Raw genomic sequence first — 14643 nt, forward strand, 5'->3', positions numbered from 1 at the left:
CAGCATCACGATGAGCGTCAGACACTCTCTCGATTGACAGAGGTACGAATGGCTGTTGCAACTTATGGTTCTGAAAACGCCCACGCGTTGTCGTCGACGCGCGGCAGCTCGCTTCAGAGGCCATTTCAGATCGTCGTCATGGCTGCCGACTTTCTGCTGATCTTGTTGAGCTATGCCGCCGGTGCCTCGCTATACGGTGCGGCGGTCGCTTCGCCCGATGGCGCTTCGGTAGGGGCGGGGTTGTTTGTCGGCGTGGTGTTCGTCGCGGTCGCCTATTTCCGGGACGTCTACGCCACACACCGCCTGCTCAATATCGTCTGGCAGCTGCGAAAGGCGGTGTTTATCTGGCTGACGTCGCTGACGATCCTTGCCGTTGCGGCCTTCTTGCTGAAATCGACGGACAATCTCTCTCGGGGCACCGTCATCGTGTTCGCCGTGATCGGCGGACTCGGCTTGATCAGTCTCCGCTTCGTCTGGCAGGCGGTGTTCGGCACGAGCTTTGCGAGAAGCCGGCTGGTCGATCGCAAAGTGATCCTGCTCAGCCTCAAGCCGCTTGATTTCACCTCGAGCCGCTTCAAAGACCTGCGAAGGAATGGCTTCGATGTCACGCGCCATTTCGTGCTCGGCGCCGATCGGGATGACGGCCAATGGGAGCGGCAGATTCGCGACGTGATCCGGCAATCGCGCTCGGCTGATGTCGACGAATATCTGCTTGCGATCGACTGGAACGAATTGCCGATGCTCCGCAAGCTGGGACACCATTTGCGCGCCGTCCCACAGCCCATACGCCTGCTGCCGGACGACCCGGTCGCTGATCTGGTGGCCCGTCCCTTTCTGCCGGTCAGTGGAACCGTAGCGGTTGAAATCCAGCGGCCGCCTCTCAACATTCTCGAGCGGTTGCAAAAGCGCTGTCTTGACGTTGGCGTGGCCGTGTTCGCGCTTGTGATGCTGACGCCGCTGCTGCTGACCGTTGCCATGCTGATCAAGCTCGACTCCCCGGGAAACATTATCTTCCGGCAGTCGCGGCGCGGCTTTAACGGCAGACCGTTCGAGATCTGGAAGTTCCGAACCATGACCGTCAGCGAGAACGGCGAGACAGTTACGCAGGCAACCAAGAGGGATGCCCGGGTTACAAAGATCGGACGATTCCTTCGCATGACCAGCATCGACGAGCTGCCGCAGCTCTGGAATGTGCTGCGCGGGGATATGTCACTGGTTGGCCCGCGTCCGCACGCGCTGGCTCATGACAATTACTATGACGAGCTCATCAGCAAATACGTCTACCGGCACCACATGAAGCCGGGCCTGACGGGCTGGGCGCAGGTGAACGGGTTCAGAGGGGAAACGCCGACGATCGATCTGATGGAGAAGAGGGTCGAGTACGACGTCTGGTACGTCAGCAACTGGAGTATCTGGCTCGATCTGAAGATCATGGCCCGCACCGCATCCGCAGTGATGTTCCAGGAAGCCTACTAACCGCTCAATTTCCCGATCATCAGGAACCGTAGGGTCGAGCGATCAGGTTCCATCTCGCGACGACCTGCCGAAGAGCCGCACGATCGCATCGCGCAACGCGAGCAACGGCGGCACCAGCACGAAGAAAGCCCCCATCGCTACCGAGACGATGACATGGCGAATCGAGAAGGGTTCGTCCTGCTCAATTTCTCGTTGGCTGGGGTCGATGGGCGCAGGTGAAAGCGTCGGCGCCATCGGCTGCCGATGCGGCTTGCGGGGGGGAACCACGATCAACACGAATAGGATGTTGAGCAGAACCCAAATAGTCAAAATCGTCAGGACGATCAGCATTCCGAGCCCACCGGAAAAGAACTACAAATATGAGCCGAGGTTAGCCTCAGGGAACCCAGAAAGAAAGATGCCCAAAGTTTCGGCATTTTGAAGCATCGAGGACCGGATTGTCTCGTCTTATCGATGAATGGCTGCCAATTGGCGCAGTGTCCTAGCCACCATCGTCTTCGTCAATCCTTGCTTTTGGCTAGAGCAATAACTGCAAGTTGTGGATTCCGGACGAATACGGAGGCCTGAGCAGTCGGGTGGGCTTGGCGCAATCCCGGCCTCGTGCGCGAAGGCGCATTCGATCGCCTTCCAGCGACAGTTCCGCTAGACGCGAAAAAAGGCCCGCGGCCAAAATGGCAGCGGGCCCGAGGTCGTTACAGTTCGGCTAGGCGGCGTCTCCGCTAGGCATGCTCGACGTAGTAGCTGTTGTGGTGCTTGCCCTTGTACGCCTCGATGCGCTTGAGCATCTTCGGGTTGGCGCGGTTGAGCACGGCGCCGAGCAGTTTCTTCTGGAGGACTTCCGAGCCGGAAACCGACTCCTGAAGAGCGCTTCGTGTCGTCTGTCCCCATTCAATCACGTAGACCATGGCGTCGATCAAGAGGCTGACGGCCTTCGAGTCCGCCACCGGCATCACCGGGGCAAGGTCAATCACGATGTATTCATAGTGCTCTCTCAGCACCTTGAGCAGTTCGGCCATCGCCTTCGATCCAATGACGTCGGCCGAATTGACCATGCGGGAAGCCACGACGGACGGCAGGAAATCCAGGCCCGTTTCCTTGCTTCGCTGCACATGGTAGCCGAGGCTCGCCGGGTCGGCGAGGGCCTCCACCAGTCCGCTCTTGGCATTGGGGGCGAGCTCTCGGGTCAGCGAGCGCGTGTGCAGATCGCCGTCGATCAGGACGGTGCGATGTCCGGTAAGGGCGATCAACTGTGCGAAGTTGGCCGCCACCGTCGTTTTTCCTTCCTTGGGAAGGGAAGACACGATGCCGATCACCTTGATCTCGCGGGTCAGGCGCGCAACATCGATCGACACCTTGATGTTGCGCAACGTCTCGGCGAACCGCGAGAATGGATGATCGACGACGTAGCGGGACAGATCGGGTGAGGCTGTCTTGGCTGAGGTCGAAAGCAACGCGCCGGTCGTCGTCGGCGGACGAATGTCCGGCAGGACTCCGAGGCACTTGACGCCGAGCTCCTCCTCGACCTCGGCGGGGGTCCGCAAGACGTCGCTGAGCAGCTCACGCCCAAATGCGACGCCGAAGCCGAGGCACAGGCCGCCGACCAGGCCACCGACGAGCGCCAGGACCGTACGCGGCGAGCTCTTGCGATCCGGCTTGGTGGCCGTGCTGATGAGGCGCGACTCGCTGAGCGGAAAGCTCTGATTCTGCGTCGCGCTTTGCAGTTTCTCGAGGAAGTTGTTGTAGAGGTTGCGATAGGTGTCGGCGGCGCTTTCGAGATCGCGCAGCTTGACTGCGGCCTGGCCGGTATCGCCGGCTTGGGCGACGAGCTCCTTCACGCTTTTCTCGAGCGATGCCTCCCGGCTCTTTGCGATCTCATAGTCGCTGCGATAGGCATCTCCGATCCGATGCAGCTCGTCGGCGATGTTCTTGCGCAGTTCCTCCATCTTGTTGGCCAGATTGACCGCCGCAAGATGCTGCTTGCCATAGCGTCGCGACCAATCCGCATATTGGGCCTGAAGGTCGAGATATTGGGCGCGCAGGCGGGTGATGACCGAGTTGTTGAGAGCGTCCGTCACGGTTGACTGCGCAACATCCTGGTCGGAGATCGCGTTGATCCGGTCGAGACGAGCCTTGGCTTCGGCCGTCGCCGCTCGCGCTTGAACCAGCTGCGTGTTCAGGTCCGACAATTGCTGCTCGGACATCAGGCCGCGGCTGGTTCCGACGATGTTGTGCTCGGCTTTGAACGTTTGCACGGCGCGGTCGCTGGCCGTTGCCTGCTCGCTGAGCTCGATGCTGCGCTGCTGAAGCCATTCGGTTGCCCGCTTGGTGGACTGATATTTGGCCTCCAGGGCGCCGACGAGGTAGGCATTGGCGATGGCGTTGACGATCTTGGCGGCCTTGTCGGGGCTCCGTGCGCGATAGTTCATCGACAAGACATACGTCGTCAGAACGCGTTCCGTTCTCAAGTTCTTCTGAACTGCCTCGACCACGGCGTGCTCGAGCCGCTCCTGGGACGCCGGTTCGCCGGAGCCAAACAGCGACATGACCTTGCCGAGGACGATGGACAGCAGGCCCGGATTGGAGCCGTTGAATTCGGGATCGTCCGTCAGCTTCAGGCGACGGACGACCGAGAGAATCAGGTCGTCCGAATTGATGACCTCGACCTGGCTGTCGACGTAACCGGTATCGATGAGGGCACTGTTGGCGTTGCTGTCCTTGTCCAGCACCTGCGCCTGACGCGTATCCATCATGATGCGGGCATTCGCCGTGTACATCGGTTGCGCCATGACCAGGTAGATCATCACCAAGGCCAGAGAAGCTCCGGTGCACGCCGCGATGATCGGCCACTGCCGGCGCAGGACGTCGGTCACGCGCTCGAAGCTGAGGACGGCTCCGCCGAATTCGATGCCGAATCGGTGTCCCGACTGGAAATGTTCTCTGGGCTGGTACATTTTTGAATTCGCGTCCTTTGACGATCGCTGATCAGTTCGGAAGGGGGACGGGCTTGAAGGGGTTGGCCAGCTTGGTTTTGAATTCGCCGTCGAGCAGGGCCCCGCCTCGGGACGGTTGCGCCGGGCTCTTGTCTTGCGATTGAGCCTGGACGCCCGAGGCGTCCTCTCCTGCGGCGGAATAGCCCGCTTGCACGTTGAGATCACCAACCCGTTGCGCGAAATCCCTGATCTTGCGCGCCGCGTCCGGCTTCGTCGACGTGCACCGTCCTTCCGCAATCCTCAGTGCAGCGCCGATGGCGGAACGATCGGTCGAAGTCGAGGCCGAGATGAGCGTCTGCACGGACGGCAACACCGACGGGTTCGTGGCGATGTAGGTGGCGAGCCGAAATCTCAGCTTCTCCTTGTCATTGCGCAGGCGCTCCAGAAGCGAAGAGGGCGATTTCACGAACGTGTCGAGTTCGAGCTGCGAGGCACGATCCGAAAATTCGACGCACTGAGCGCGGCAAGCATCGATGCTCGACACGATCAAGGCAGAAGCTGCCAAGACGATCGGTAGCCATCGTAGCCTTGCATGACGAATTGTTAGTCCGCAGCCCATCCGTGTCCCTTCCTCCCTGTTGCAATAGGAGAACAGGTGAAACTTGGCAGGTAACTGTGTCAATTTTTGTGCGACGCAAAAGCCGAGTGTGTTTGGCCGGCGATAACGGGTGCATTGCCTGATTTTCGATCGGTTGCAAAACGGGGATATGCAATGCATGCGAGATCGGCACGCTCGCGCCTAGGAATGTTGCAACTTGAAAACATAAGAGGCGTTTGTGCTGAGGACGTCGCAAGCGAACGTCGCAAAACCGACACAAGTCGTCAGCTGCTCATTGGTTCCCGCCCACGAAAAATTATCAGTGCATCATGTGCGACATCAGCATGCGGAGAAATCAGAACCCTCGCGGCTACCTTAATCGCAGCAGCGCCGAATTTCGCGCAAACTTTACGCGCAAATACTCGCGATCATCACGCCAGATTTGATTTGTGCGCCGACGCGACGGCGGTCTCAGGCAAAAAGTGGCGTGAACTTGACGCTCGCATGTCCGAATGAACTGCGAGCCTTGAAATTATCGTCGATCGTCATGCGTCGAATGCGAGTCCGCGATCGCAGAGATTGAACACGCGCCAAGTCCTGATACACACTGCTGCGGTGCAATAGCTGGGAATGTTGATGTGACGGACTTGGTTCATCGTGAGAAGGCGCATGTCCTGGCGCTCGACAGCATCCGAGGTATCGCCGCGACATCGGTGGTGATTCACCATCTCCTGCTGATGCCGACGTTCCTCGCGGCGTTCCCGCACAATGCGTGGATCAACTGCTCGTTCTTCAGGAGCTCCTGGCTGCTGGTCGATCTGTTCTTTGTTCTCAGCGGGATCGTCATGTCGCTCAGCTACGTCGAGAGCGACTTCGGGCGTTTCTCGCTGCGAGAGTTCATGGTGCGGCGCCTGGCGCGGGTCTATCCGCTGCACATCGTCATGCTGATGGCAAATCTGTTGTTTCGCCTCCTGCGAATCAGTCTGGTCATGGCGGGTGTCGTTGTGGCCGCGCCGGCTGCGTTCGAAGTGAACAATGCCTATTCCTTCGTTCTCAACGTCCTGCTTCTGCATTCGATGGGGTTTATCGACTATCTCAGCTGGAACGCGCCGAGCTGGAGCATCAGTGTCGAGTTTTACACCTATCTCGTGTTCGGCCTGATCGTCCTCTTTGCCCAGCGCATGCGTTCCCTGTTGTGGTTCTACGTCCTCTGCGGCGCGCTTGCGGTCGGAAGTCTAGTCTTCATCATCTTCGTGCTCGACAAGAGGAGCCTCGGGCTTCAGACCGACTTCGGCATCGTGCGCTGCTTCGTGAGCTTCTTTCTGGGCGTGCTGACGGTCAGGATCGTTGATCGCCTGCCGGCCAAGCCGGGTCCTGCCGTGCAGGGCCTGCTGCAATTCGTCGCCATGATAGCCAGCATCGTCCTGGTGTCCCTGGCGGAGACCAGTCCTGCGTCAACCTTCCTCGCTCCCGTGACGTTCGCGATCTTCCTCGGCAGTTTACTGGCTTTTCCCGATGCGCTGCTGGTGCCGCGGATGCTGGTGGCCAAGCCGCTGGTCTGGCTCGGGCGCCGTTCCTACTCGATCTATATGGTGCACGCGCTCGTGGTGCTCCTGGCCGAGTATTTCGTGCGGGCGGTGGGGATAGGGCGGATCGCTGCGCTGGATTCGGTCTGGGCGGGTCTGCCGGCCACGCTGAATCTCGTGGTCTCATTAGCCGCCGTGCTGGCGGTGTCCCACTTCACTTATCTCTATGTCGAAATCCGCGGCGGCAGGCTGATGCGAAACGTTCTTGGAAGCCGGTCCGATTTCTCGGCGTCCCCCGCACGGCAGACGAACTGAGCCGGACATGACGATGCTCGCGCTGCAACGGCCCCGAATCACGCTGATCAGCCTCAACATCGAGGCGATCGCGCTCGGGGTCTATCTGGTCCGCGACGCCTTTGGCGGCGTGATCCGCTATTACACCAGCATCTATCACGTGGATACGCTCTGGTATCTGCCCGATGCCGTCGCGCTTCTGTGTCTGGTCCAGTTCTTCGTGCATTGCATTTTGCGCAATCGCAGCACCCTGGCCCTGCTGGTGTTGGTCCAGATCATGCTGTCACTCGTGCTCGGCTACTTCTTTATGGGGACGATGAACGCTGCGATCTCGTCGTTTAAGATGATGTTGCCGGTATTCGTCGGATTCTGCTTCTGCGATTCGAGCCTCGGCTCGTACCGGAAGCTGCTGTCGGTCATCGCGGTGACCTTCTATCTGTCCGTGATCGGCGTTTTCCTGACGAAATTCTACCTGATGCCCTGGGTCGGCTACAAATACGAATCCTTCGGCGCTGTCCGCGAGGCCGGCCGGTTGTGGTGGGCTTATGGCGGCGACGACCAGCGTCTCATGGGCTTTGCGGCCGACAACACCATGGCGGCATTCTTCATCCTCGTGTCGTTCGCGATCACGTCCATTCGCATGAGCACGACGTGGTGCCTGCTGTTCGGCTCCATCGCGATCTATGCCATCAAGCTGACCACGAGCAAGACGACCATGATCGTCCTCGTGCTCTATCTGGTTCTGCTGGTGTTCGTGCGAATGCTGCCGGAGAAATCGCGCTTCCCCGCGATCCGGACCATCGCACTGTGGTCGTTTGCCTCGATCCTGGTCCCGTTCTTCATGATCGTGGTCGCTTCCGGCACCGCCGCCGTGCCGCATTCGACCTTGTTCAGCATCGTCGATCGCATCAACAACAGCTGGCAGCTGCCGTTCGTCTACATGAACCAGCTCATGCCGATCGGTCTGGTGACCGGCTGCGGGGCGGGTTGCTTCAACTATCCGCAAAAGCTGTTCTCGCCGCTCGCCCATTTCTGGGTGCCGGTCGACAATTTCTACATCGGCACGTACCTGATGTTCGGACTTCCGTTCGCTGCATTCATGGTGATGGTGTTTCGCGCGACTTTCGGTGCGACCGACGTCTACAAGCTGACGCTGATCTTCGTCGTCAATTTGTTCACGATCACGGTGCTGAACTACGGCCCGGCGTCCGGCCTCCTGATCATCGCATTGAGCTTCAGCGAAGTGTTCTCGCGGCGTGCGGCCTCCGCACGGGCAGGCGACACGGTGCCAATTGTGATGCGGCCACCGATGCCGTCATTGGAAGGCTTCCGCCCGGATATACCGGCGGCGAGCGGAAGCAGGTGAGAACGAACAATGCATAAACGGCTCGCATTCATCGACACGTTGCGCGGCATGGCCGTGTTATCGGTCCTGGTCCAGCATGTATTCGAGGTGATCGTCGAAAAGCACCCGACGGGTGCCTATTACTGGCCCATCCATGACGTGTTCGGCTACTACATGAACTTCGGCCGGTTCGGCGTTGTGCTGTTCTTCTTCGTCAGCGGCTTCGTCATTCCGTTCAGCTTCCCGGACAGCGCCACGCCCGTGCGGGATTTTGCGGTCAGCCGCTTCTTCCGGCTCTACCCGGCTTACTGGACCTCGCTCGTGGTCGGGCTCCTGACGATGCAGCTGCTGGAGTCGAAGATCTATCCGCTAGGACAGGTCGCCGCGAACGTGACGATGTTGCAGACCTTCGTGAACGTCCCGAACCTCTGGGTCTTCTACTGGACGCTGGCGATCGAGCTGCTGTTCTATGTCGGATGCACCATTCTCTTTGCGATGGGGCTGCTGAACCGGCGCTTCACCGCGGTCACCATCGTCGTTGCGGCCGCGCTGGTCGGGACCACCGCTGCGCTCTTCGTTGAGAACAGGACCGTCTCCTCGGTGATGGAGGTCGGGCTGAACCTGTCGGCGATGTTCCTGGGTAAGATCATCCGCGACACCGTCATCGGCGGAAAACTGCGATGGACCCATGTGGCCGTCTGCACGCTTATGTATGCGATCTTCGCCGTCACCCTGTCGGACCGGCGGTTCGGAGGGGTGTATCACGAGAACTTCTTCTACAGCTATTCGATCGGATCGGCCTATGTCTGCGCGGCGCTGGTCTTCATCGGCTTTGCCGTGTTCGGCGAGAGGATGGCGTGGCGCCCGATGGCGTTCGTCGGCCTGATCAGCTATTCGGTCTACCTGATGTCGCCGTTTGTGATCGTCTTCCTCCATCGCCTCGTCTGGTTTGGCGATGGGCCGTTGGGATGGTCGATCTTCCTGGTCATGGTCCTGGCGTTGTCGATCCTCGTCAGCTGGATGACATTCGCGTTCGTCGAGAAGCCCAGCATTGCCTTTGGGCACAGGTTCCGGTCAGCGCGACGAAAGCCGGTCATCCTCGAGCCTGCGCTCGGTACCCAGGGTGCCGCAGAGTGATCAAGACACCGCAGCAGCCGGGCGCAACCTACGACGGATCGTTCGTTCCGTCGGTCCAGGGGCTTCGCGCCATCGCGGCGCTGAGCGTGCTGATGGATCATTTCTACGACATGCCGAAGGGAGGCATGTACGACATTCCTGATCCCGGATTCCTGCCGCCGCTCTGGCTCTGGCTGCAATCGGTGATCAATGTCGGTGGTCACGGTGTCGAGCTGTTCTTCATGATCAGCGGCTTCCTGATCCCGGCGAGCCTGGTGCGGCACGGGTCGTTGCCGCGGTTCTTTTTCGATCGCGTCCTGCGCATCATGCCGGTGTTCGTCGTCCTGCATCTTGCGCTGTTCGCAATCGGGCCGATTGTGGCCTACAAGTTCTTCCGCGGGGTCGATCTGACCAGCTATCTCGCAATCTTTGCGGCCAACCTGTTCTTCGTGCAGGACGCGCTTGGCCTGCCCATTGCCCAGCAGAATGCCTGGACGCTGACCTATGAGTGGGCATTTTACATTTGGTTTGCGCTGACATTCTCGATGTGGCGCGCCGGGGGCAGGCTGCTGGCGGCGCCCTTGATTCTGCTGGGTTTGGCCTGCCTGATGCATTGGCCGATCACCGCGTTCTTCTGCATCGGCATGCTTTTCAGCGCGACCGGATTTCGCATCTCCATTCCCGGACGCGCTGGGCTGCTCGCGGGTCTCGTCTGCGGGGCCGCCCTCTATGCGAGCCTCGTGCTGTTTCACCCCTTCGTGGGGCTCATTCCCGGTTTCCTGCTGTTCGGCATGGTGCTCGCTCCGGAATCAGGCCTCGGGAAGGCTCTGAGTGCGCCGGCCCTGCAATATGTCGGCAAGATCAGCTACAGCCTCTATCTCGTGCATCCCTTCGTGCTGTTCCCCTTGCAGGTGATCGGCCTGAAGCTGGTCGCTGCCGGCGTCGACCGCTGGCTGCTGTGGGCCGCCTTCATCGTGCTCGGGTTGGTGATGTCACTGGTTGCGAGCGCGATCAGCTATGAGCTGATCGAGGTCAGGCTGAGGCGCCTGCTGGACGGCGCGATCCGCGGCATGTTCTTTCGACGCCAGATCGAGCAATCGGTTTGAGAGACCGCCTGTCGCAGTCAGTTCACGGTCCGGCCGGCGAGCTTGTGATAGGACCCGAGTAGCTGCTCGGCGATGCGGTCCCAGTTCAGGAGGCCGGCCGCGGTTTGCCGCGCGCCGTCGGTCAATGTCGCAGCGAGAGGTTTCGAAGTCAGCACGCGTTCGAGAGCATCGGCCAACGCAGCAGCGTCGCCCGGAGGAACCAGGAGCCCGTTGACGCCGTCGGCTACGACATCGGGAATGCCGCCGGTGGCGCTGGCAACGACAGGACGAGAGTTGCCGTAAGCGGATGCAAGCACGCCGCTCTGCGTTGCATCCTTATAGGGCAAGGCAACCACGGTGGCGGATTGAAACAGCCGTCCGGTATCCGCAGGCGCGATATAGGCGTTGATGGTCTTGACCGTCGGCATCGCTTCCATCCGCGCGCCGAGCCGTGTCATCTCGGGGCCGCGGCCGGCGACGATCGCTTCATGCGCCACGCCGCGCTGAGCCAATATGTCGATCGCATCGATGAAGACGTCCAGGCCCTTGTAAGCCCACATCCGTCCAAAGAACAGGATTCGCGCGGATTCCGGCTCAGTGAGCGCGCCTTTAGCTGGCGGAACCATGAGCACGCCGTGCATGCTGGAGATCGTCTCGCCTTTGAAGTCGGGCGAGGCGCGGCGAAAATCGGCGATACAGCTCTCCCCATGCGTCGTGACGATCGACGCGGCTGCGCGCATGCGTCCACGCCAGGCATCTTCACGCGGCGAGGTACCGGAGCCGCCTTCCGAATGCGGAATCGCATCGTGAACCGTCAGCACCAGGGGAATGCCAAGCGGACGGAGCAGCTGGATCAGCTTGGATGTGTAGATCTCCGGAACTTCGTGACAATGAATCACGTCCGGACGAAACGATATTATATCGAAGAACGACGCAGGGATGCCGATTGCGCCGCCGCGGCGCAGGCTCAGGTCGCGGATCCGGGTTTCGAAGGGCGCCGCCACGGCGATATCGGCCAGTTCCCATTGCTGATTTGCGTCCTTGGCGTTGAGCACGAGGCGGACGTCGCAATGATGCGCCAATCCCGATGCGAGCCGGTAGGAATATTCCGCAAAATGCGGTGCGTAGATGGCCACACGCAAGCGCCTGGAGTTACGGAGAGAACGCTGAGCAGGCGAATTCATCAAGGCATCCATTTTGCATCACTTCGCAAAGGTTGATCGGAGTGTAGTCCACGATTTGAACTCACTTCCACTCTAAATGGGAAACGTGACGGCACTCATCTGATTGCCATCACTCCGTCGTAATGTAGCGAGCAATCAGTACTCCGCCGCGATCGGAGATGGTGACGTCGCGGCAGCATCGTGCCACGTCGTCTAGCCTGCGATTGTGGTTGGATCTGTCGGAATTGGGTCGAATTGTTGATGAACGTCACGCAGGGCAAACAACATCAGGTCGTGGTTGCCTTGTTCTGGTCGCTTGCACAGAATTGGGGCGGCCGGGCGCTGTCGTTCGTCCTGTTCCTGGTTCTGGCCCGGCTGCTCAATCCCGCGGATTTCGGTCTTGCAGCGCTCGTCGCTTTCATCCTGCTGCTCTTGAGCTCGATCGCCGAATTCGGCTTCGGCGACGCGTTGATCCAGCGGCGCACGCTCGAGCCTGCCGATGTGACGCTGCCCTTCTTCTGCTCCTTCGCCGCTTCGACGCTTCTGGCGGTTCTGATTGCCTTCCTTGCGACGGATATCGAGCGTTGGCTCGGCGTGAAGGGGCTCGCGCCGCTGTTGACGGCCGCGTCTCTCTCCCTTCCGATCGGCACCGCAACGCTGTTCCAGGAGGCGCTTTACAAGCGCCAGATGGATTTCCGCGTGCTCGCAGTCAGGACCATGGTGGCAACCGCGATTTCCGGTATCGTGGGAATCGCCTGCGCCTATGCCGGGTTCGGCGCTCTCAGCCTCGTGATCCAGGTGGTCGTTCAGAGTGCGATCAGCGGCTTGTGGCTCTGGAGCCAGCCGCGATGGCTGCCGATGCGCGGCTACGATTCCGGAAGCTTTCGCGAGCTCTCCGGCTACAGCGTCCATGTCGTGCTGAACAGGCTGCTGGATTTCGCCATCGTTCGCACGATCGACATGATCATCCTGTCGCTCTATGGCGTCGCCGCGCTCGGCATCTACACGGTCGGTGCGCGGGTCTACATCATCCTGATGCAGCTGCTCACCCAGGCGGTCATGGATGTCGCTTTGAGCGCACTGTCCAAGATCGCTCACGAGCGCGACCGTATTGCCGGCGCCTACTTACGCAGCGTCAGTCTCGGCGCGCTGGTGGGCTCTCCTATCTTCGTGCTGCTCGCGGCGATCGCGCCCGAGTTTTCGTTGCTGCTGTTCGGCGCGAAGTGGAGCGGAAGCGAAGCGGTGATGAGGCCGCTGATGCTCATCGGCGCGATTCAGACGGTGCAATTCGTCAACAGCGCCTATTTCGGCGCGCTGGGCAAGCCGAACTACGTATTCGCGCTGAACATCCTCAAATTCTGCGCGGTCGTGCCCGCAATGTTCCTGCTGCCCTCGCGCGATATCGGTCAGCTGGCGACGATCTTCGCATTCGCGCAGCTTGTGGTGACCCCCGTGACATTCGCGCTGGCGCTGCGGCTGCTGGGCCTGAGCTGGAGCCAGTTCCTGCGTCCGATCGCGGGCTGCCTTTGCGCCATCGTGCTGGCCTACGGCGCGGTCGTGCTGTGCCGAGAGGCGACGCAGGACATCAACCCGTATTTGCGGATGGGGCTGCTGTCGTCGTGCTTCGGCGCGACCTATCTGATGAGTATTCTGCTGTTCTGGCGGAAGCAGCTGTTCTCGCTGATCGATTTCGTCGTGAAGCGCGGTGCGACCGCTTGATGAAGACGAGGAGGACGATTTGAAGCAATTGATCCCGGTGCCTGTTCGCAGGCACCTCCGAGGCTGGCTCAACAGCGCGAAGAACACGCCCTTCGCGGTCGATCTCCTCGAGCTGCGCAGGTGGCAGATCGCGCGGAAGGACGTCGGTGTCAACGCGGCGCCGCGCAACGATCCGCGCCGTCTCGTCCTGTTGCCGTCGGATCCCTGGAGCATTCATCAGTCACGCGGCGACGAGGCGATGATCGAAGCCACCGTCGGCGAGCTGAAGCGGGTCTATCCCAGCCTCGAAACTTACATCGTCACCGCCACCAGCGCGGCGAGTGCGGACGTTCGCGCGATGGGTTTCAAGCCGCTCGAGATCTGGAGACAGCCGTTTTCCTACGAGACGGTCGCGCAGGAACTTTCGATCACCCGTCCGGATTTCGGCGTGGTGCTGGGGGCCGACGTGCTCGACGGCTACTATTCGCCGGTGGACGCGGCGCGCATGCTGCTCGTTGCCGACCTGATGGCGGGATTCGGCGCCAAGGTCAGCGTGCTCGGCTTCAGTTTCAACTCACGTCCGGCGAAGGCGCTGCGCGAAGTGTTCCGGTTGCTCGATCCGGGCGTGGTCCTGAACCTGCGCGATGCGATATCGCTTCAGCGCTTCGACGATTTCGCCCGCAAACGCGCGCGTCTCGTCGCCGACTCTGCGTTCATGCTGACGCCGCGCGCCGACACTGCCGCAGTGAAGCAGATCGCGGCCATGGTCGCGCGGCAGCGCGCGCAGGGTCGCAAGGTCTTCGTCTTCAACATCCACCCGATGCTGTTCAAGAAGCCGGAGCCGGCCAAGCTTGAGCGGATGATAGAGCTAGCGGCGGATGCCATGGCGCGCCTGTCGCGGCAGCACAATGCAAGCTGGCTGCTGCTGGCGCATGATTACCGCCCCGGAATTGCCGACGACAATTGCCTGCGGCCGCTGGCTGCTCGGCTTCAGCCCGCGCTTGGGGAGCACGTGCATCATGTCGACCAGGTTCTGTCGGCGGGCGAGATCAAGGCCGTTGTCGGACTGGTCGACGGCGTGATCACCGGCCGCATGCACCTGGCGATTGCTGCGCTCGGACAGGGCACGCCGGTGGCCGCGATCACCTATCAGGACAAGTTCCAGGGCCTGTTTGCGCATTTCGGCATCAGCGAGACGCTGTTGCTCTCGCCGGCCCAGTTCCTTGTCGGGGACAGCTTCGAGGCGTTTCTGCTGCACTTCCTCGGGGCATACGAAGCCGCCGGCGAGCAGGTCCGTCAGATGCTGCCTGACGTCATGGAATTAGCTCGCGCCAACGTCGCTCCGTTGCTGGACGATGGTGCGATGCGGATCGTGCCGGAGGCTGGCGGCAAGGTCGCCTGAGCACTCCGAC

11 protein-coding genes are annotated in these 14643 nt (G+C 60.8%); 7 read left to right on the forward strand and 4 right to left on the reverse strand.

Going from position 1 to position 14643, the window contains the following annotated elements:
- The first annotated feature begins 48 nt into the window (after positions 1-48).
- Positions 49-1476, forward strand: coding sequence for an undecaprenyl-phosphate glucose phosphotransferase (locus tag IVA81_RS13505; protein ID WP_346659389.1), 1428 nt, complete (start codon positions 49-51; stop codon positions 1474-1476).
- A gap of 42 nt (positions 1477-1518) precedes the next feature.
- Here IVA81_RS13505 and IVA81_RS13510 read toward each other — a convergent pair whose 3' ends face one another.
- From IVA81_RS13510 to IVA81_RS13520, 3 genes are all read right to left on the reverse strand, one after another.
- Positions 1519-1806, reverse strand: coding sequence for a hypothetical protein (locus tag IVA81_RS13510; protein ID WP_247318048.1), 288 nt, complete (start codon positions 1804-1806; stop codon positions 1519-1521).
- Positions 1807-2195: 389 nt separating this feature from the next.
- Positions 2196-4427: a Wzz/FepE/Etk N-terminal domain-containing protein gene (locus IVA81_RS13515; protein ID WP_247318080.1), complete on the reverse strand. Its 2232-nt coding sequence runs from the start codon at positions 4425-4427 to the stop codon at positions 2196-2198.
- Positions 4428-4458: 31 nt separating this feature from the next.
- Positions 4459-5025, reverse strand: a complete 567-nt coding sequence (locus IVA81_RS13520; RefSeq protein ID WP_247318084.1) for a hypothetical protein — start codon at positions 5023-5025, stop codon at positions 4459-4461.
- A 617-nt stretch (positions 5026-5642) separates the two neighbouring features.
- Here IVA81_RS13520 and IVA81_RS13525 point away from each other — a divergent pair.
- From IVA81_RS13525 to IVA81_RS13540, 4 genes are read left to right on the forward strand one after another with little or no spacing between them, the layout of a single operon-like run.
- On the forward strand, positions 5643-6845 hold the full coding sequence (locus IVA81_RS13525) for an acyltransferase (protein WP_247318086.1): 1203 nt from the start codon (positions 5643-5645) through the stop codon (positions 6843-6845).
- Positions 6846-6852: 7 nt separating this feature from the next.
- The gene (locus IVA81_RS13530; protein WP_247318088.1) at positions 6853-8190 is read left to right on the forward strand and encodes a hypothetical protein; all 1338 of its coding nucleotides are present in this window, start codon (positions 6853-6855) and stop codon (positions 8188-8190) included.
- Positions 8191-8199: 9 nt separating this feature from the next.
- The gene (locus tag IVA81_RS13535; protein WP_247318090.1) at positions 8200-9306 is read left to right on the forward strand and encodes an acyltransferase; all 1107 of its coding nucleotides are present in this window, start codon (positions 8200-8202) and stop codon (positions 9304-9306) included.
- Positions 9303-10391 carry an acyltransferase gene (locus tag IVA81_RS13540; protein ID WP_247318094.1) on the forward strand — a complete coding sequence of 363 codons (1089 nt, stop codon included), beginning with the start codon at positions 9303-9305 and terminating at the stop codon, positions 10389-10391. The genes IVA81_RS13535 and IVA81_RS13540 overlap by 4 nt, the downstream gene beginning before the upstream one ends.
- 17 nt (positions 10392-10408) lie before the next feature.
- Here IVA81_RS13540 and IVA81_RS13545 read toward each other — a convergent pair whose 3' ends face one another.
- Complete coding sequence (locus IVA81_RS13545) at positions 10409-11506, reverse strand: glycosyltransferase (RefSeq protein ID WP_247318097.1); 1098 nt, start codon at positions 11504-11506, stop codon at positions 10409-10411.
- A 288-nt stretch (positions 11507-11794) separates the two neighbouring features.
- Here IVA81_RS13545 and IVA81_RS13550 point away from each other — a divergent pair, with 288 nt between their 5' ends.
- Both IVA81_RS13550 and IVA81_RS13555 read left to right on the forward strand, forming a co-directional pair.
- A complete protein-coding gene (locus tag IVA81_RS13550) occupies positions 11795-13252 on the forward strand; it encodes a lipopolysaccharide biosynthesis protein (protein ID WP_247318099.1) in 1458 nt (485 codons plus the stop codon).
- Between the two features lie 19 nt (positions 13253-13271).
- Complete coding sequence (locus IVA81_RS13555; protein ID WP_247318102.1) at positions 13272-14633, forward strand: polysaccharide pyruvyl transferase family protein; 1362 nt, start codon at positions 13272-13274, stop codon at positions 14631-14633.
- The last annotated feature ends 10 nt before the right edge of the window (positions 14634-14643 follow it).

This window comes from Bradyrhizobium sp. 141, from assembly GCF_023074055.1.
In the GTDB taxonomy this organism is placed as follows: domain Bacteria; phylum Pseudomonadota; class Alphaproteobacteria; order Rhizobiales; family Xanthobacteraceae; genus Bradyrhizobium.